At 66.7% G+C, this 17,902-nt stretch carries 17 protein-coding genes; 4 read left to right on the forward strand and 13 right to left on the reverse strand.

From position 1 onward, the window contains the following. Positions 1 to 5 precede the first annotated feature (5 nt). The 7 genes from astA to hisQ form a co-directional block, all read right to left on the reverse strand. Positions 6 to 1,037: an arginine N-succinyltransferase gene (gene astA / locus HWX62_RS09110; protein WP_175929580.1), complete on the reverse strand. Its 1,032-nt coding sequence runs from the start codon at positions 1,035 to 1,037 to the stop codon at positions 6 to 8. Next, positions 1,034 to 2,086, reverse strand: a complete 1,053-nt coding sequence (gene aruF / locus HWX62_RS09115; protein ID WP_175929581.1) for an arginine/ornithine succinyltransferase subunit alpha — start codon at positions 2,084 to 2,086, stop codon at positions 1,034 to 1,036. Before aruF ends, astA begins: the two co-directional genes overlap by 4 nt. Before the next feature lie 30 nt (positions 2,087 to 2,116). Further along, on the reverse strand, positions 2,117 to 3,349 hold the full coding sequence (locus HWX62_RS09120; protein WP_175929582.1) for an aspartate aminotransferase family protein: 1,233 nt from the start codon (positions 3,347 to 3,349) through the stop codon (positions 2,117 to 2,119). Positions 3,350 to 4,351: 1,002 nt separating this feature from the next. Next, positions 4,352 to 5,392: a GlxA family transcriptional regulator gene (locus HWX62_RS09125; protein WP_175929583.1), complete on the reverse strand. Its 1,041-nt coding sequence runs from the start codon at positions 5,390 to 5,392 to the stop codon at positions 4,352 to 4,354. A gap of 21 nt (positions 5,393 to 5,413) precedes the next feature. Then, entirely contained in the window at positions 5,414 to 6,214 is an 801-nt protein-coding gene (locus HWX62_RS09130) for an ATP-binding cassette domain-containing protein (RefSeq protein WP_175929584.1), read from the reverse strand. A gap of 20 nt (positions 6,215 to 6,234) precedes the next feature. Next, entirely contained in the window at positions 6,235 to 6,948 is a 714-nt protein-coding gene (locus HWX62_RS09135) for an ABC transporter permease (protein WP_006488739.1), read from the reverse strand. Beyond that, positions 6,945 to 7,634, reverse strand: a complete 690-nt coding sequence (hisQ, locus tag HWX62_RS09140; protein WP_175985122.1) for a histidine ABC transporter permease HisQ — start codon at positions 7,632 to 7,634, stop codon at positions 6,945 to 6,947. Before hisQ ends, HWX62_RS09135 begins: the two co-directional genes overlap by 4 nt. Positions 7,635 to 8,032: 398 nt before the next feature. On the opposite strand from hisQ, the gene HWX62_RS09145 reads away from it, so the two are divergent. Continuing rightward, positions 8,033 to 8,329 carry a BrnT family toxin gene (locus tag HWX62_RS09145; RefSeq protein WP_175929586.1) on the forward strand — a complete coding sequence of 99 codons (297 nt, stop codon included), beginning with the start codon at positions 8,033 to 8,035 and terminating at the stop codon, positions 8,327 to 8,329. After that, positions 8,313 to 8,609: a BrnA antitoxin family protein gene (locus HWX62_RS09150; RefSeq protein ID WP_175929587.1), complete on the forward strand. Its 297-nt coding sequence runs from the start codon at positions 8,313 to 8,315 to the stop codon at positions 8,607 to 8,609. Before HWX62_RS09145 ends, HWX62_RS09150 begins: the two co-directional genes overlap by 17 nt. A gap of 3 nt (positions 8,610 to 8,612) precedes the next feature. Here the strand turns inward: HWX62_RS09150 and HWX62_RS09155 are convergent, their stop codons facing one another. The 5 genes from HWX62_RS09155 to hpnI form a co-directional block, all read right to left on the reverse strand. Further along, the gene (locus HWX62_RS09155; protein WP_006488732.1) at positions 8,613 to 9,167 is read right to left on the reverse strand and encodes a hypothetical protein; all 555 of its coding nucleotides are present in this window, start codon (positions 9,165 to 9,167) and stop codon (positions 8,613 to 8,615) included. An 88-nt stretch (positions 9,168 to 9,255) separates the two neighbouring features. After that, complete coding sequence (locus HWX62_RS09160) at positions 9,256 to 10,305, reverse strand: lysylphosphatidylglycerol synthase domain-containing protein (RefSeq protein ID WP_175929588.1); 1,050 nt, start codon at positions 10,303 to 10,305, stop codon at positions 9,256 to 9,258. Further along, positions 10,302 to 11,186, reverse strand: coding sequence for a hopanoid biosynthesis-associated protein HpnK (gene hpnK, locus HWX62_RS09165; RefSeq protein WP_175929589.1), 885 nt, complete (start codon positions 11,184 to 11,186; stop codon positions 10,302 to 10,304). Before hpnK ends, HWX62_RS09160 begins: the two co-directional genes overlap by 4 nt. A gap of 3 nt (positions 11,187 to 11,189) precedes the next feature. Then, on the reverse strand, positions 11,190 to 12,632 hold the full coding sequence (hpnJ, locus tag HWX62_RS09170) for a hopanoid biosynthesis associated radical SAM protein HpnJ (protein ID WP_347879935.1): 1,443 nt from the start codon (positions 12,630 to 12,632) through the stop codon (positions 11,190 to 11,192). A gap of 135 nt (positions 12,633 to 12,767) precedes the next feature. After that, positions 12,768 to 13,943, reverse strand: a complete 1,176-nt coding sequence (gene hpnI, locus HWX62_RS09175) for a bacteriohopanetetrol glucosamine biosynthesis glycosyltransferase HpnI (protein ID WP_175929591.1) — start codon at positions 13,941 to 13,943, stop codon at positions 12,768 to 12,770. A 639-nt stretch (positions 13,944 to 14,582) separates the two neighbouring features. On the opposite strand from hpnI, the gene HWX62_RS09180 reads away from it, so the two are divergent. Beyond that, positions 14,583 to 15,581 (forward strand): LLM class flavin-dependent oxidoreductase, encoded by a 999-nt coding sequence (locus tag HWX62_RS09180; RefSeq protein ID WP_175929592.1) that lies wholly within the window; start codon positions 14,583 to 14,585, stop codon positions 15,579 to 15,581. Positions 15,582 to 15,617: 36 nt separating this feature from the next. Here the strand turns inward: HWX62_RS09180 and HWX62_RS09185 are convergent, their stop codons facing one another. Continuing rightward, positions 15,618 to 16,679 (reverse strand): alpha/beta hydrolase, encoded by a 1,062-nt coding sequence (locus tag HWX62_RS09185; RefSeq protein WP_175929593.1) that lies wholly within the window; start codon positions 16,677 to 16,679, stop codon positions 15,618 to 15,620. 184 nt (positions 16,680 to 16,863) lie between these two features. Between HWX62_RS09185 and pdxY the strand changes: the two genes are divergently transcribed. After that, positions 16,864 to 17,724: a pyridoxal kinase PdxY gene (pdxY, locus tag HWX62_RS09190; protein WP_175929594.1), complete on the forward strand. Its 861-nt coding sequence runs from the start codon at positions 16,864 to 16,866 to the stop codon at positions 17,722 to 17,724. Positions 17,725 to 17,902 lie beyond the last annotated feature (178 nt).

A 17,902-nucleotide genomic window follows, 5' to 3' on the forward strand; every position in this document is an offset into this window, starting at 1 on the left:
TTCGTTTATCCCTGTTTGACTTTGAGCGGCAGCACGCGCACCGGCTCGCCGGCCTTCACGTCGAGCGCGGCGGCATCGTCGGCCGACAGCACGAACGCGCCGTTCGCGACCGCGCCCGGTGCGACGCCCACGCGGAAATCGCCGAGCGACGTGTTCGACACGAGCGACCTGGGGGCATCCTCGCGTGCGTCGGGCACGCCGATCGCGACCGGTACGACGACGCTCTCGCGCACCGTGCGCAGGTCGTTGATGTGGCATTCGAGCACGGGGCCCGCGTCGAAGATGTCGACGTGGTTCTGGTAACGCAGCCCTTCGGCCTCGAGCATCTTGCGGGCCGGCAGCGTGTCGCGATGCGTGAGGCCGACCGCGTCCTGCGCGTCCTGCGGCAGCAGGTCGACGTACACCGGGTAGCGCGGCATCAGTTCCGCGAGGAACGACTTGCGGCCGTGCGAGCTGAGGTAATCGGCCGCGTTGAAATCGATCTGGTAGAAGTGCGAACCGACCGCGCGCCAGAACGGCGACGTGCCGTCCTCGTCGAAGTGCCCGCGCAGCTCCGCGCAGATGCGCTCCGGAAAGCGGTCGCGGAATTGCGCGATGAACATGAAGCGCGAGCGCGACAGCAGGCCGCCGACGCCGCCCGTGCGATAGCGCGGGCTCAGGAACAGCGAGCATACTTCCGCGTAGCCCGTCAGGTCGTGCGAGATGTTCAGCGCGGACATCCGCGTCCACACGCCGAGCTCCTGGCTCGCATGCACGACCGTGCTCACGCGATAGTTGTAGAACGGCTGCTCGAGACCGACCTGCGTTTCGATCCCGCACACGCCCGCGATGTCGCCCGTCTTCGAGTCTTCCATCACGAAGAAGTAGCCGGCTTCGCCCGGCGCGGCGCGGCCTTCGAGCGTGCGGCGCGAGCGCTCGATGCGCGCGGCGAGCGCGTCGCGATCGGGCTTGAACGTGGTCAGGCCCGGCCCGGTTTCCTTGGCGAGCGACACGAGCGCGTCGACGTCGCCCGTTTGTACGACCCGAACGACGATCATGCTGCGTCTCCCTTCAAATCTTCATCGTCGCGGCGGTGCAGCGGCACGCAGCGCACGACATCGCCCTCCTTCACATCGAGCGCCGCGCGCACGTCGCCGGCGAGCGGCGCCTCGGTGCTGTCGCCCGGCAGGTCGGCCAGCACGCAGCGGAACGACTCGCCGCTGCCCGCCGACACCATGTACGCGACGTCGCCCTGCTGGTGCGCGGCCTCGCGCACGACGCGCTCCGACGCCTGCTTCACGCATGCGGTGCGGTCGACCTGCGCGGTCAGCACCGGGCCCGCGTCGAAGATGTCGACGAAGCGGTCGGGCTCGAAGCCTTCCTCGAGATGGATGTCGTACGCGAGCAAGGCCGTTTCGTTCGGCTCGCCCAGCACGCGCTGCGCGGCTTCCGGCAACAGCGGCACGTACAGCGGATAGGCCGGCATCACTTCCGCGATGAACGTGCGGCTGCGGCCGCCCGATGCGATGTCGACGTCGGTGAAGTTGCGACCGAAGAACTTGCGGCCCACCGCTTCCCAGAACGGCGATGCGCCGTTGCCGTCGCTCACGCCGAGCAGCAGCGTGAACACTTCCGGCGTGAAGCGGCGGCGGTTCGCGGCGATGTACATCATCCGCGCGCGCGAGATCAGGTGCGCGGCCGCGTCGCCGCGCAGCGACGGATCGACGTAGAAGCCCGCGAGCCGGCTCTTGCCGGTCAGCTCGTGCGACATCGTGAGCGCGTGGATCTTGCGGTTCACGTGCAGCTCGCGCGACGCGTGGATCAGCGCGTCGTTGCGGAACGCGTAGAACGGTTCCGAGTAGCCGGCCGCGGCCACGATGCTCGCCGTGCCGAGCAGCTTGCCGGTCGACGAATCCTCGAGCACGAAGAGGTAGAACTCCTCGCCGGCGAAGCCGACGTCCGCGCGAAACGAATCCTCGGAGAGCGCCACGCGCGCTTCGAGTGCCGCGCGGTCGTGCGGCAGCGAGTGCAGGACCGGCTGCGCGGTGCGCGCCATGTGCGCGAGCGCATCGAGATCCGTGAGTTTGCCGGGGCGAACAAATAGCATCGTCGTTCCTGTCTGCGATGGGCGCGCCGATCAGCGCGCGGTGGCTTCCTGGGCCGCGAGCACTTGTTCGACCGCCTTCTCGAAGCGCTTCACGCCTTCGTCGAGCAGGTCGAACGGGATCACCAGCGACGGCACGAAGCGCAGCACGTTCGGGCCGGCGATCAGCATGATCAGCCCGTTCTCGGCGGCGGCGGTGACGAAATCCTTCGCGCGGCCGTCGAAGGCGGCGGTGAGCTCGGCGCCGACCAGCAGGCCCTTGCCGCGCACGTCCTTGAAGATGCCGAAGCGTGCGTTGATGCGTTCGAGCGCGCCTTTCAGGCGCACGCTGCGTTCGCGCACGCCTTCGAGCACTGCCGGCGCGCTGATCAGTTCGACGACCTTGTCCGCGATCGCCGAGGCGAGCGGGTTGCCGCCGTACGTCGTGCCGTGCACGCCGACCTTGAAGTGCGCGGCCAGTTCGTTCGTCGTCAGCATCGCGCCGATCGGGAAGCCGTTGCCGAGCGCCTTCGCGGTCGTGAGGATGTCCGGCGTGACGCCCGTGTCCATGTACGCGTAGAACTGGCCGGTGCGGCCCACGCCCGTTTGCACTTCGTCGAAGATCAGCAGGGCGTCGTTCGCGTCGCAGGCTTCGCGCAGCGCCTTCAGGAAGGCCGGATCGGCCGGGATCACGCCGCCTTCGCCTTGCACCGGCTCGACGATCACCGCGCAGGTTTTCGGGCCGATCGCGGCCTTCGCGGCTTCGATGTCGTTGAACGGCAGGTGCTTGATGCCTTCCGGCACCGGGCCGAAGCCTTCCGAGTACTTCGGCTGACCGCCGACGCTGACCGTGAAGAACGTGCGGCCGTGGAACGACTGGACGAACGACACGATTTCGTATTTGTCGGCGCCGTGGCGGTCGAAGGCGACGCGGCGTGCGAGCTTCAGTGCGGCTTCGTTCGCTTCCGCGCCGGAGTTCGCGAAGAATGCGCGGTCGGCGAAGGTCAGCGATTCGAGGCGCTTCGCGAGGCGCAGCACCGGCTCGTTCGTGTAGCCGTTGCCGATGTGCCAGAGCTTGCGGCCTTGTTCGTCCAGCACCTTCAGCAGTTCCGGGTGGCCGTGGCCGAGCGACGTGACCGCGATGCCGCACGCGAAATCGATGTATTCGCGGCCGGCGGTGTCCCACACGCGGGAGCCCTCTGCACGGTCCGGCACGAACGGGGCGGGAGAGAATACCGGCACCATCACTTCGTCGAATGTCTGGCGGGTCACGGTCGAGGTCGTCATGGTCGTTCCTTTCGGTTTCGTAAGAGGGTTCAACAGGATCAAGTTTAGGTAAGGGTGACGCAAGCGTCTTGCGGAATTGCGACGGGTTCTATCGGAAGGTTTTGGTTTTGCCCTCTCGGGCCGGGGCGCTTGCGGTTACGTGTCGGTATTTTGGGGCCTTTTCTTGCTGTCTGTGGTCTGCTTCCGGTGGCGTGAAGTACCCGTGATCGTGTCGGTCTATTAGCGTCGCCCCTGCGCGGGGCAGCGGTCACTTTTCTTTGTCTTGCCAAAGAAAAGTAACCAAAAGAAAGGCGCTCGGATAACGCATGACTTCCCGGTGCCATCGCCAACAGAGTGGCCGCCATCTAAGTGTCCGCGCCAGTCAGGAACCCGGAGTGGTTCGAGCAATGGTTCTGACACCACTGCCTGCACAACAGAGCGGTATACCGCTCGCTAGCTCCGTCCTCGCTTCGCTCGGCCGACAGGTCCATCTCACCCAATGCCGCCTCGAGCGCTCCCTCACCGGGACCAACTTTCGAAAAGCTGGATTCGCCTTTTCCGCAAGAGAAATGGGGCCGCAAACATCATGAGCCGAGAACACCGTCAAACGATTGGACGACACAAACGCTGAAAGCAGAAAAGCGCCCGGTCTCGACCGGGCATGTCGAGGTGCACGACCGCGACCCGCATGGCCTCACCTGAAGTACCTTGCAGCCGAGCGTAGCGAGGATGGAGCTAGCGGACGGTATACCGCTCCGTGGGGCAGGCAGTGGTGTCAGAACCATTGCTCGAACCACTCCGGGTTCCTGACTGGCGCGGACACTTAGATGGTGGCCACTCTGTTGGCGATGGCACCGGGAAGTCATGCGTTATCCGAGCGCCTTTCTTTTGGTTACTTTTCTTTGGCAAGACAAAGAAAAGTGACCGCTGCCCCGCGCAGGGGCGACGCTAATAGACCGACACGATCACAGGTATTTCACGCCAAGCGCGAGCAAACCACCAACCAAACCCCACCCCCAACCCTCAATCCTTCCCGCGCTCGACGAGCGCCCCCCCTCGAGGCTCACTGCCGCCGCCCGTCTGCTTTTCGAGCCACGCCCGCCGATCCTCGCGAGGCGTGACCCCAAACCTTTCGCGATACGCGTTAGAGAAGTGCGCAGCGGAAGAGAACCCACAGGCGAGAGAGACCTGAACGACCGACTTGCTGGTCCGCTGCAACTGCGTCCTTGCCTTGAGCAGCCGAAGATTGAGGTAATACTTGGAGGGCATTGCCCCGAGATACTGTCGAAAGAGCCGCTCGAGCTGCCGCCGCGACACGCCAACGAGCCCGGCGATCTCATCGGTGGTCAAAGGATCCTCGACATTGGCTTCCATCAAAAGCAACGCGTCATTCAACCGAGGATGCCGCTCGCCCGGCGCGGTGACAAACGGAATCCTCTGCCGCTCCTCGCCGCTGCGCAGCGTGCCGGCCCCCAGCGCATCGGCAATCCGCTCCGCGAGATCCGCCCCATGCTCCCGGCCGATCATGGCCAGCATGAAATCGACGGTCGCCTGCCCACCGGCACAGGTCGCCCGATCGCGATCGATCTCGAAGATCTGCTGCGTGACGATCGACCGCTCGAACTGCTCGGCGAACTGCTGATACGTCTCCCAGTTCACGCTCACGCGATACCCGGAAAGCTGCCCGGCCATCGCGAGCCACCACACGCCGTGGTGAATCCCGGTGACGACCGGCGTGCGCTGCCCGATCCGCGCGAGACTCGCGAGAAACAACCGGTAATCGGCAAACTGCTGAAACCGCTCGGACACGACGATCAACCAGTCGCACGCGATCGCATCGTTGAACGCCGCATCGGCATGCCACTGCGCACCGCCCGCGAGCGGCACCGGCCGCCCGTCCCACGAACACACCTGCCAGCGGTACAGGAGCCGCCCGTCGATCTCGTTCGCGAGATTCAGCGCATCGACGATCGGCCCCACACCCGACATCGACACGGGCGGCAATGCAACGATCGCCACCTGCGTCGTGCGGGTGGCGCCTGCGGGACGAGACACCGGTACCACGGTTGAAACCTGCCCTGTCCGTTACTTGAGACTGCCCGACAGGAACTGCTTGAGCCGCTCGCTCTGCGGGCGCACCAGCACTTCCTTCGGATCACCCTCTTCCTCGGTCCGTCCCTGATGCAGGAACATCACATGGTTCGACACGTTGCGCGCGAAACCCATCTCGTGCGTGACGACGATCATCGTGCGGCCTTCCTCGGCGAGCTTCTGCATCACCTTCAGCACTTCGCCGACGAGCTCGGGGTCGAGCGCGGAGGTCGGCTCGTCGAACAGCATCACGTCCGGATGCATCGCCAGCGCCCGCGCGATCGCCACGCGCTGCTGCTGGCCGCCGGACAGATGCGACGGATACTGCTTCTCGACGCGCGGCGGCAAGCCGACCTTCTCCAGGTACTCGCGCGCACGCTCCTCGGCTTCCTTCTTCGAAATGCCCAGCACGTGCACGGGCGCTTCCATCACGTTCTCGATCACGTTCATGTGCGCCCACAGGTTGAAGTGCTGGAACACCATCGCGAGCTTCGTGCGGATGCGCTGCAGCTGCTTGTGATCGGCGACCTCGAGCGCGCCGGCGCGGTCGGTCTTGGTGCGCACGGCCTCGCCGTCGACGACGATCTGCCCCGCATTCGGCCGCTCGAGGAAATTGATGCAGCGCAGGAACGTGCTCTTGCCCGAGCCGCTCGCGCCGATGATGCTGATGACGTCGCCGGCCTTCGCGTTCAGCGACACGCCCTTGAGCACTTCGTTGTCGCCATAACGCTTGTGGATGTCGACCGCGGCAAGCTTGACGGGAGCGGGCGCGCTCGTTTGGGTGATCTCGGCCAACTGGCTCTCCTCGAATGAATTCAATGACGGGCGGCCGCGAGATACGCGAGCCAGTGGCGCTCCGCGCGGCGAAACGCCGCGACGAGTGCGAACGATACCGCAAGATAGATCAGCGCGGCGATTCCGAACGACTGGAACGCCATGTAGGTCGCCGAATTGGCATCGCGCGCGACCTTCAGGATGTCCGGCACGGTCGCCGTGAACGCGACGGTCGTCGCGTGCAGCATCAGGATCACCTCGTTGCTGTACAGCGGCAGCGCGCGGCGCAGCGCCGACGGCAGGATCACGCGACGGTACATCGTGAACGGCGACATCCCGTACGCACGCGCCGCCTCGACCTCGCCGTGCGGAATCGCGCGGATCGCACCGGCGAAGATCTCGGTGGTGTACGCGCAGGTGTTCAGCGCGAACGCGAGAATCGCGCAGTTGAAGCCGCTGCGGAAAAACGCGTCGAGCAGCGAGTGCGAGCGCACGAACTCGAGGCTGTACATGCCCGTGTACATCAGCAGCAACTGCACGTAGAGCGGCGTGCCGCGGAACACGTACGTGTAGAACCGCACGGGCATCGACACCCACTTGTTCTTGGACACGCGCGCGACGGCGAGCGGCACCGCGCACACGAAGCCGAGCGAAATCGATGCGACGAGCAGCCACAGCGTCACCGCGAGGCCGGAGAGGCGCTGGCCGTCCCAGAAAAGGAACGCCTTGCCGAATTCCTGGAGGATCTCGATCATAGTTCTGCGTGCCGCACGCCCATGGAATAACGCTTCTCGAGCTGGATCAGCACGAGGTTGGAGACGGTCGTGATCGCAAGATAGATCAGCGCCGCGACGAGAATGAAGAAGAACATGTTGAACGTGCTCTTGCCGGCGTCCTGCGCGGCCTTCACGACGTCCGCGAGGCCGATGATCGACACCAGCGCGGTCGCCTTCACGAGCACCTGCCAGTTGTTGCCGATGCCCGGCAGCGCAAAGCGCATCATCTGCGGAAACATGATCCGCGCGAACACGCGCGCGCCGCTCATCCCGTAAGCCGCGCCGGCTTCGAGCTGGCCGCGCGGCACCGACAGGAACGCACCGCGAAACGTCTCGGTGAAGTAGGCGCCGTAGATGAAGCCGAGCGTCAGTACGCCCGCCACGAACGGATCGATGTCGATCTGGGTCCAGCCGACGAGGTCGGTGAACTGGTTCAACCAGATCTGGATGCTGTAGAACAGCAGCAGCATCAGCACAAGATCGGGCACCGAGCGGATCAGCGTCGTATAACCGGTCGCGATCGCTCGCAGCACCCGGTTGTGCGACAGCTTCGCCACCGCGCCGATCAGCCCCAGCGCCACCGCAGTGGCGAGCGACAGCACCGACAGTTCGATGGTCTGCACGGTGCTGGCCCAGAGGACGGGACCAAAGCCGTAAAGGAACACGCGCGTCTCCAGAGTTCGAATGAATGCCGGCGCGTATGCCTGCCCCGCGCCGGGTGACGCGGATAGTCGCAAGCGAAATTGTTTGTCTCAAATCACCATGCGCATGATTGCTGCATCGCAACAATTCATCTCATCATTTCTGCGCAGGGCCTATACCGCTGTTTCAAAAGGAAAAAGCCCGCTTCCTGACAGTCCGGTGACACGTCGGGAAGCGGGTTTTTTGCAATTTTCCGGTCGCTTTTTCGATATAGCGCCGGACTGGCCGTCGGGCCGAATGGGCAAGTCCGGACCCACGCCAGACAATCGTTCGCTCATGCCCGCGACGCGATGCGCGCCGATTCGATGCCAGCTGCGGCGGCACTCCACTTTTTGCATCCACAAAAACCTCTTGCCACCTGATGTTTTCGCATCCACAATTAGTCGAAATTCCGTTCGTTTTCGACGATGCCAAGGATCTGTCGAACCGACTGAAACACGGCATTTCGCTGCGAATGGCCGAATTCGCCGAATGGGAAGCCGCGCGCGCGTGGCCGGATGTCCGTCGCGATTATGGCGAGACGCGCTGGATCTGCCTGGTGCCGATCGGCGCGCGCCTTCACACGGTGATCGTCGTCCCGCGCGGCCGCGCGCTGCGTGTCGTCAGCCTGCGAAAAGCCAACAACCGAGAGATGAGTCGATATGAAGAAGGCGGTTAAATTCATCCGCAACACGCCCGAGGAAGAAGCGGCGATCGCACGCGGCATCGCCGCCGATCCGGACGCCCATGAACTCCGCGACGAAGAAATCGATGCGATGGAGCCCTTCGTCGAGGTCGTCGCGAAGAAATTCGGGCGCCCGAAGCTCGAGCACCCGAAGGAACAGGTCAGCATCCGCTACGACGCCGACATCCTCGCCGCGTTTCGCGCAGACGGCCCCGGCTGGCAGACACGCATGAACGACGCGCTGCGCGAATGGCTGGAGAAGCGCCGGGCCTGAGCGTCACCGCCCTTTCAGGATGTCGGAGCGCGAAGTCGTGTAGACGAGCCCGTCCGGGCCGAAATGGACGTTGAAGAACGCGTCGGTATTGACGCCGTCCTCGAGCCAGCGCCAGCTCCAGACCGTCTCGGGCTTCAGCGGATACTGCGCGATGTCGCCGGGCTTGCCGAGCAGGCGCCGCACCTCGTCCTCGTCCATCCCCGGGCGCACTTTCGCGAAATTCTCGGCGGTCAGCACCTGCGTCGCGCCCGTGTAGCGCCCGTTCGCATCGAGATCGACGAACCATGTCTGGTTGCCCATCGGGCCGCGCGGATATTCGAGGCGCTTCGAGCCGTCGGTGAACGTGCGCTCGGTCTCGGGCTTGCCCATCGTGCCGCGCACGTCGGCCTCGGTCGATTCGCCGACCTTCAGCCCCTTCAGCAGCAGCGGCGCGGGCTTGATCGCGTTGAAGAAATCCCTGATACGTTGCACGTCGAGATGGCCTTGGTCGTCACAACCGGTCAGCGCCAGCGCGGCGGCCAGCATCGTCACGGAAAGCAGCCGGAAACGGAAAATCATCGGAAGAATGGCGCGTCGAGAAAACACGCGGCAAGGATACCCGCGCGACGCCAAAAGCGCGAGACGGGCCGCGCGGCCCGTCTCTCGTTCAATGCGTCGTTTCGGTTTCGGTCCGGGTTTCGGATGCCCGATTCCGCGGCGGCGCCGTGCGCGGCGCGGCCGAGGGCGCGGCCAGACGACGGCGCGTGCGCATCAGCTCGGCGAGCTGCCACGAACCGAGCGCCAGGCAGCCGAACAGCACCTCGCGCCCACGCTTGACCACCGCGAGCGACAGCGCCGTCTCGCGGTCGACACCGAACATCTGCGCGAGCAGCACGACGGTCGCCTCCTGCACGCCGAGCCCGCCCGGCACCATGAACGCCGCGTGCCGCACGGCCTGCGTCATCGCCTCGATCGCGATCGCGCCGCCGATCGACACCGGGTGGCCGAGCAGCGCGAGCGCCCAGTAGATTTCGAGCGCGCCGAGCACGTAGCCGGCCAGTTGCCAGAAGAAAGCACTGAACAGCAAGCCCGTGCGCGACATCAGCGAATCGATGTCGGCGTCGAGCCGGCGGCCGTCGACGCCCTGCAACAGCCGGTGCGAATCGCCGAGCAGGCGGCCCGCGAAACGCTCGATCGCGTGGAAGATGCCGCCGCGCCGCATCAGCACCACGCCGAGCACCGGCAACGGCAGCGTCAGCAGCAGCGCGAGGCCGATCGTGCCGCCGCCCATGTTGTCCGTCGTCGCGAGCAGCAACACGAGGCCGAGCGCCGCGAACGCGTACTGGACGACGATCGTCACGAGTACCTCGACGATCACCGACGCGGTCACGCGGCTCGCGTCGGGCACCTGCCAGCGCGCGAGCCGGATGCCGACGAGCTCGCCGCCGATCCCGACCACGGGCAGCAGCCGGTTCACGGCCTCGCGCACGGTCGCGATCCACCACAGGAACGGCAGCGAACCGCGCCGGTCGAGCAGCAGGTGCCATGCGTACGCATCGAGCAGCAGCGGCAGCGCGTGGAACGGCACGAGCCACAGCAGCGCATAGCCGGCGCGCGCGAGCATCTGCGACACGTCGCCGACGCCTTCATGCAACCCCAGCGCGAGCAGGATGCCGATCCCGATCGGCCAGCCGAGCCACTTGATCCACTGGCTCATGACGGCTGCGCTCCCGGTGCGCGCGGCGCATGCGCGCCGCGTCGGGCCGCCGGCTCGCCGAACACGTCGGCAAAGCCGCCGGTCGCGACGCCGGCCGCCTTCAGCGCGGCCGCGACGCGCGGCGACAGCAGCGCATCCAGTTCGTCGACCGGACGGTAGCCGGCCATCGTCGGCGTGATCGGGCCGTCGCCGGCCTCGGCCGGATGGCAGTAGATCTCGCCGACGCCCGGCGGCAGCTTCGCGAGCGCGTCGAGCAGCACGGCCTCGTCCATCGCGCCCGTCTGCTCGATGCCGACCACGTAGTCGTTGTGCGCGAGCCCCGCGCGGTCGAGCCGCGCGCGCACCAGCGCGATCCACGGCTTGAGCAGCGCGGGCGCGCCCGTTTCGTACGGCAGCCGCACCGCGCGCAGCCCGTAGTCGCGGCCGATCTCGATGATCATCGACAGCACGGTCGGATGCAGGTGGAAATGCTTGTGCGCGTTCAAGTGGTCGAGCGGCAGGCCGCTCGCCGCGAACGCGTCGAACTGCGCACGGATTTCGCGGCGCAGTTGCGCGCGCACGTGCGGCAGGAAGAAGAAGCGACAGCCGTCCTTCGCCATCGCATCGCCGAATCGCCCGTCGGGGCCGACGAGCGCGGGAATCTCATGCGCGGGCAGCGTGGCCGGCCCGTCCGCGAGCACCAGATGCAGGCCGACCGCGAGCGACGGCAGCCGCCGCGCGCGTTCGATCGCATCCCGCGCCGCGGGCGCACCGACCATCAGGCTCGCGGCGTTCAGCACGCCGTCGCGATGCGCGCGCTCCACCGCCGCGTTGACGCGCGGATGCAGCCCGAAGTCGTCCGCGGTGAAGATCAGCGCCCGCGCCGCCCGCTGTGTCGCCACGGATCAGGCCTCGTGTGCGCGCAGGAAGCGGAAGAACTCGACGCCTTCGCGCAGGCGACGCTTCATCATGTCCCAGCTCGTCAGCATCTCGCGCACGATTTCCCAGATCTTCGACGGACGGAAGTAGAACTCGCGATAGAACTGTTCGAGGTGGTGATAGATCTCGTCGCGCGACAGGTGCGCATAGCCGATCGCCGCGAGCTGCACGCCTTCCTTGCTCACGAGATTGATGGTCTTGTTCTCTTCCATCCAGCCGTTTTCGACGGCCTGCTTGTAGAGCGTCGTGCCCGGATACGGCGCGGCGAGCGACACCTGGATCGTGTGCGGATTGATTTCCTTCGCGTACTCGATCGTCTTCTTGATCGTTTCCTTCGTCTCGCCCGGCAGGCCGAGGATGAAGGTGCCGTGGATCTTGATGCCGAGCTTCTTGCAATCCGCGCTGAAGCGGCGCGCGAAATCGGTGCGCACGCCCTTCTTGATGTTCACGAGGATCTGGTCGTCGCCCGACTCGAAACCGACCAGCAGCAGGCGCAGGCCGTTTTCCTTCATCACCTTCAGCGTCTTGTACGGCACGTTGGCCTTCGCGTTGCACGACCACGTGATGCCGAGCTTGCCCAGCCCGATCGCGATCGCTTCGGCGCGCGGCAGGTCGTCGGTGAACGTGTCGTCGTCGAACATCAGTTCCTTCACTTCCGGCATGTTGTCGCGGATCCACTTCGCCTCCGCAAGCACGTTCTCGACCGAGCGCGTGCGGTAGCGGTGGCCGCTGACCGTCTGCGGCCACAGGCAGAACGTGCAGCGCGACTTGCAGCCGCGGCCCGTGTAGATCGAGACGTACGGATAGTTCAGGTAGCCGATGAAGTAGTTGTCGATCTTCAGGTCGCGCTTGTAGACGGGCGCGACGAACGGCAGTTCGTCCATGTTCTCGAGGATCGGACGCGCTTCGTTGTGCTCGATCGAGCCGTCCTTCGCGCGCCAGCTCAAGCCCTTGATCTCGGGGAACGGCTTGCCTTCGGCGATTTCCTTGCAGGTGTAGTCGAATTCCTCGCGGCACACGAAGTCGATGGCCTCGCTCGCCGTGAGCGAGTTGTGCGGATCGACCATCACTTTCGCGCCGACCATGCCGACCAGCATCGACGGCTTCATCTTCTTCAGATCCTGCGCGAACATCGCGTCGGTCGGGAACGACGGCGTGCTCGTATGGATGATCACGAGATCGTAGTCGTTGGCGATCTTCAGCGTGTCCTCGACCGACAGGCTATCGGCCGGCGCGTCGACGACACGGCTGCCCGGTACGAGCGCGGCCGGCTGCGCGAGCCAGGTCGGATACCAGAAGGAACGGATTTCGCGCTTCGCCTGATAGCGCGAGCCGGCTCCGCCGTCGAAGCCGTCATACGAAGGGGCCTGCAAGAACAGCGTTTTCATGAATGCTCCGGTAGCCTGCATAGTTCGTTTCGTTACAACGATTCAGTCAAAAAAACCGCGGGCCGCCATGCCGGCGCCCGCCTCTCTGTCATGTCGCGCCGCGCGGCTTCGCCGTGCGACGCGTCTCGGCCCGCGGGCCGGGTTCGATCGACGGCCCTAGCGGCCGTCCACTGCTTCCACGGCCGCCGTCGCGCGTTCGCCGCCCGCGACCGTCATCCGCGCGCCGCGCCACACGACGTGCGTGCCGAACGCGGCCGCGAGCCACTCGAGCGCGAGCAGCGTGTCGCGCACCGCGACGAGCGGCAGGTCGCGCCAGAACGCACGCCGGCCGTCCTCGCCGCGCGCATGCAGCACGAGCCGGCCGAATGCGCCGACCGCGGCCGCCCCGCCCGCCAGCGTGCCGGCGAAGGTGCCGTCGAGGCGCAACGCGAGCGCCGCGCCGATCGCGAGCCACGGCGCGGTAAACGTAATGAACAGGAACGCGAAGCCGCCCGGGTTCAGCGAACGGATCGTGCGCAGCCAGCGCGTTTCGCGGTGCCACAGCGGCCCGAACGACGGTTCGATCACGTCGGTCGCGACCTCGACCTCCGACAGCACGGTGCGCCGCCCGAGGCGACGCGGCAGCTCGGCCAGCCAGAAATCGTCGGCCAGCTCGTCCTTCAGCACGAACAGGCCGCCGATCCGGTCGAGCGTGTCGCGCGTGAGCGCGAGCGTCGCGCCGAAGCCGAAGCGGCTCGAGCGGCCGAGGTGCGCGATCCGCACCGACGGCGCGAACCACGCGTCGACGAACTGCGCGCCGATCCGCGTCCAGAAGCCGCCGACGCTGCGCGCATGATACAGGCACGTGACGACCCCGACCGACGCGTCCGCGAGCGGCGCCGTCACGCGCTCCAGATAGTCGGGCTTCACCGCGATGTCGCTGTCCGCGATCACGATGCGGCCGTATCTCGCGCGCTCGGCGAGATTGATCAGGTTGCTGACCTTCAGGTTCTTGCCATGCACGCGCGCGTCGATCACGAGCGTGATGTCGCACGCCGGATGATCGGCGCGCAGCCGCTCGACGACGGCGATGGCCGGATCGGCCGACGACGCGACGCCGAACAGCACCTCGTAGCGAGGATGGCGCTGCGTGCAGAAGGTCGCGAGGTTTTCATACAGGTGCGGCTCCGCGCCGCACAGCGGCTTGAGCACGCTGACCGGCTCGAAGCCGTCGCGCACGGCCGTGCGCGGCGTGCGCGGCCGCGGCGCGAAGGCCGCGACGAGCGCATAGCCGGCCGCGGCCAGCGTGAAGACGATCAGGAGCCAGTCGAGCAGCGTGGCGGTGGCCGTCATGCGCGACGCCCCCCGGCGACCGGTGCGCCATGGCGAACGCTTGAGCGTGATTGAGCGTGATGCGGTATTCCGACAGCGACGAACGCGGGCACGACCCGACTCCTTGTTCCAGCAGCGTCTGTAATGGGGAAGGCACGCCCCGTCGTTCGGGTGCGGCCATGCCCGGCTTCGCGTGGCGTATCCCCGCGCAGCATTCGGACGGCATGCGGGAAGACTCGAATGGCTCCATCGGCACAACATGGGCAGGCGCCGGATTTTAGCAGCCCGCGGCGCCCCGCGCGCGACGCTACGCGAAACGGACTGGTGCGATTCCGGCAAAGCTGAGCGGTCGACGAACCCGATGGGCCCGGCCACGTTCACATTAGCGTAAGCACTTTGCAGGCGTATTGCAGTCTTTAAAATCAAACATTTCGTGCAAATTTGTATGTCGCCGCGGTTTCATTTCCAATCGCCGTAAAACTTGGTAATTAGTCGGTGATTAGGTTGATTTTTGCAACGATCTCCGGACGCAACCCTGCACCCCTGTAAGGCGCATGGGTATCCGTACGCCGCCAGCACGTTCCGGAACCCTTTGGCAAAATCCTTCGCATGTGTTGCGTCAGCGCATCACCACGCCACTCCCGTTCCGAAGGCCATCCGATGACACCGTTTTCCGTACTCGATCTCGCCCCCATTCCGGCCGGCGCCGACGCCTCGCAGGCGTTCCGCAACACCGTCGATCTCGCGCAGCATGCGGAACGCTGGGGCTACCGGCGCTACTGGCTCGCCGAGCATCACAACATGCCGGGCATCGCGAGCGCGGCCACCGCCGTCGTGATCGGCCACGTCGCGGGCGCCACGCGGACGATCCGGGTCGGCTCGGGCGGCATCATGCTGCCGAATCATGCGCCGCTCGTGATCGCCGAGCAGTTCGGCACGCTCGCGTCGCTGTATCCGGGGCGCATCGACCTCGGCCTCGGCCGTGCGCCCGGCACCGACCAGACCACGTCGCGCGCGCTGCGCCGCGACCTGATCGGCAGTGCGGATTCGTTTCCGGACGACGTCGCGGAGCTGCAGCGCTACTTCGCGGAGCCGGTACCCGGCCAGCGCGTGCGGGCGGTGCCCGGCGCGGGGCTCGACGTCCCGGTGTGGCTGCTCGGTTCGAGCCTGTTCAGCGCGCAGCTCGCGGCGATGCTCGGGCTGCCGTTCGCGTTCGCGTCGCACTTCGCGCCGGATTATCTGATGCGGGCGCTCGAGATCTATCGTGCGCAGTACCGGCCGTCGGCCGCGTGGCCGAAGCCGCATGCGATGGTGGGCGTCAACGTGTTCGCGGCGGAGACCGACGGCGAGGCGCGGCGCCTGTTCACGTCGCTGCAGCAGCAGTTCCTCAACCTGCGGCGCGGCACGCCGGGCAAGCTGCCGCCGCCCGTCGACGTGCTCGAGGCGAACGAGCTCGAACTCGCGACCGTCGCGCATTCGCTGTCGTTCGCGGCGGTCGGCTCACGCGATACGGTGCGCGACAAGCTGCGCGAGCGCATCGCGCAGACGGGCGCCGACGAGCTGATCATCACCGCGCAGATCTACGATCACGCCGCGCGGCTGCGCTCGTTCGAACTGGCCGCGCAGATCCGCGACGAGCTCGCGAACGAGGCCGGCTGACGGCACGGTCGCGCGCGGCCGGCCGCCTGCCCCGCGTCACTGCGGGTGCACGGCTTCCAGCCCGTCGAGCAGCGCCTTGTGGAACGCGTCCGGGTCCTGGATCTGCGGCGCGTGCCCGAGCGCCGGGAATTCCACGAGCTGCGCGCCGGGAATCGCGGCCTGCGTGCGCTTCGCGAGTTCCGGATAGCGGCCGAGCTTCGCGTGCACGTCGGGCGGCGCGACGTCCTTGCCGATCGCGGTCGTGTCCTTGTCGCCGATCATCAGCAGCGTCGGCACGCGGATCGCGCCGAACTCGTAGACCACCGGCTGCGTGAGGATCATGTCGTAGATCAGCGCGGAGTTCCACGCGACCGCATCGCGGCCGGCGCCACGATACATCCCGGCGAGCATCTGCACCCAGCGCTCGTACGACGGCGCCCACTTGCCCGCGTAGTAGGTCGCCTGCTCGTAGCGGCGGATGCCGTCGGCCGTGGTCTTCTGTTCGCGCGCGTACCAGTAGTCGACCGACAGCGGCGGCACGCCGAGCGCCTTCCAGTCCTCGAGGCCGATCGGGTTCACGAGCACGAGCTGGTCGGTCGCCTTCGGATACATCAGCGCGTAGCGGATCGCGAGCATCCCGCCCGTCGAATGGCCGATGATCGTCGCCGACTTCACGCCGACCGATTCGAGCAGCGCATGCGTGTTGCGCGCGAGTTGCTGGAAGCTGTACTGGTAGCGCTCGGGCTTCGACGACTTGCAGAAGCCGATCTGGTCCGGCGCGATCACGCGATAGCCGGCGCGACTCAACACGCCGATCGTGTCCTCCCAGGTCGCCGCGCAGAAGTTCTTGCCGTGCAGCAGCACGACGGTGCGGCCGTTCGGGTGCGCGGGCTGCACGTCGAGGTACGCCATCTCGAGGGTTTCGCGCTGCGACACGAACGCGTACGTGTGCACGGGCGCCGGATACGCGAACCCTTCCAGGCGCGGGCCGTACGCGGGCCCGTCGTTGGCGGCGGGCGTCGCGGCAACGGCCGCCACGGACAGCGCGCACGCGGCGGCCGCACTCGCGCCGAGCACGGCGGCGCGCGCGACAGAGAACATCTTGCAAATCGAAAGCATGGCGATCACGGTGATTGGGGACGCGCACGGGCAGCCGGGCTGCAGCGGGGCTGTCCCGCGCCCCGCGATTCTACGCGGTCGCGTGACGACGCCGCGCAACACTCCGGCGCCACGCGACTTCCGCGCGCACGACGAACTCGGGTATCGTGTGACGTGACCCTGAAACGCGTGCAGGCGAATTCCCATGAAAAACGTCCTCAGCATTCAGTCGCACGTCATCTACGGCCATGCCGGCAACAGTGCGGCCGTGTTCCCGATGCAGCGCCTCGGCGTCAACGTCTGGCCGCTCAACACCGTCCAGCTGTCGAATCACATGCAGTACGGCCACTGGGCCGGCAGCGCGATCGACGCCGCGAAGATGGAGCAACTCGTCGACGGCGTCGCCGCCATCGGCGCGCTCAAGCGTTGCGACGCGGTGCTGTCCGGCTTCCTCGGCTCGCCGCCGCAGGCGCGCGCGGCGGTCGAGATCGTGCGCACGGTGAAGGCGATGAATCCGAACGCGTGGTACTTCTGCGATCCGGCGCTGGGTCAGACGGGCGGCATCCGGCCCGAGCCCGGCGTCGAGGAATTCATCGTCGAGGAGATGCCCGCGCTCGCGGACGGCATGTCGCCGAACCACACCGAACTGCAGAAGCTCGCCGGCCGGCGCATCGAGACCGTCGCCGAAGCCGTCGACGCGTGCCGCGCGCTGATCCGCCGCGGCCCGCAGATCATCCTCGTCAAGCACCTGCACGACCGCAACAGCCCGGCCGACCGTTTCAACATGCTCGCCGTCACCGAAACTGAAGCGTGGATCGGCCAGCGGCCGCTGTATGCGTTTCCGCGCCACCCGGTCGGCGTCGGCGACCTGACCAGCGCGATCTTCGTCGCGTGCCGGCTGCGCGGCGACTCGGTGCGCGCCGCGTTCGAACACACGCTCGCGGCCGTGCATGCGGTCGTGAAAGCCACCTACGATGCACGCCGTTACGAACTCGAGCTCGTCGCCGCGCAGGACGAGATCGCCCGCCCGAGCGAATGGTTCGGCGCGTGGGTAACCGACGCCTGACCGGCCGGCACGACCCTGCGCTGCTCCAGCGCGCCGCTTTCCGCTTTCCGCTGCCGCCTTTGCGCCCCGACCGCCGGCGATGCATATCCCGATGCCGGCTCGCCGCCCGTGCAAACGTTTCCGGACTTCACATGAATGACACCGATTCCTCGCTATGCTCGCGGCGGCACGTACCGGC

Origin of the sequence: Burkholderia sp. BCC0506 (genome assembly GCF_902833145.1) — a bacterium.
GTDB lineage: Bacteria > Pseudomonadota > Gammaproteobacteria > Burkholderiales > Burkholderiaceae > Burkholderia.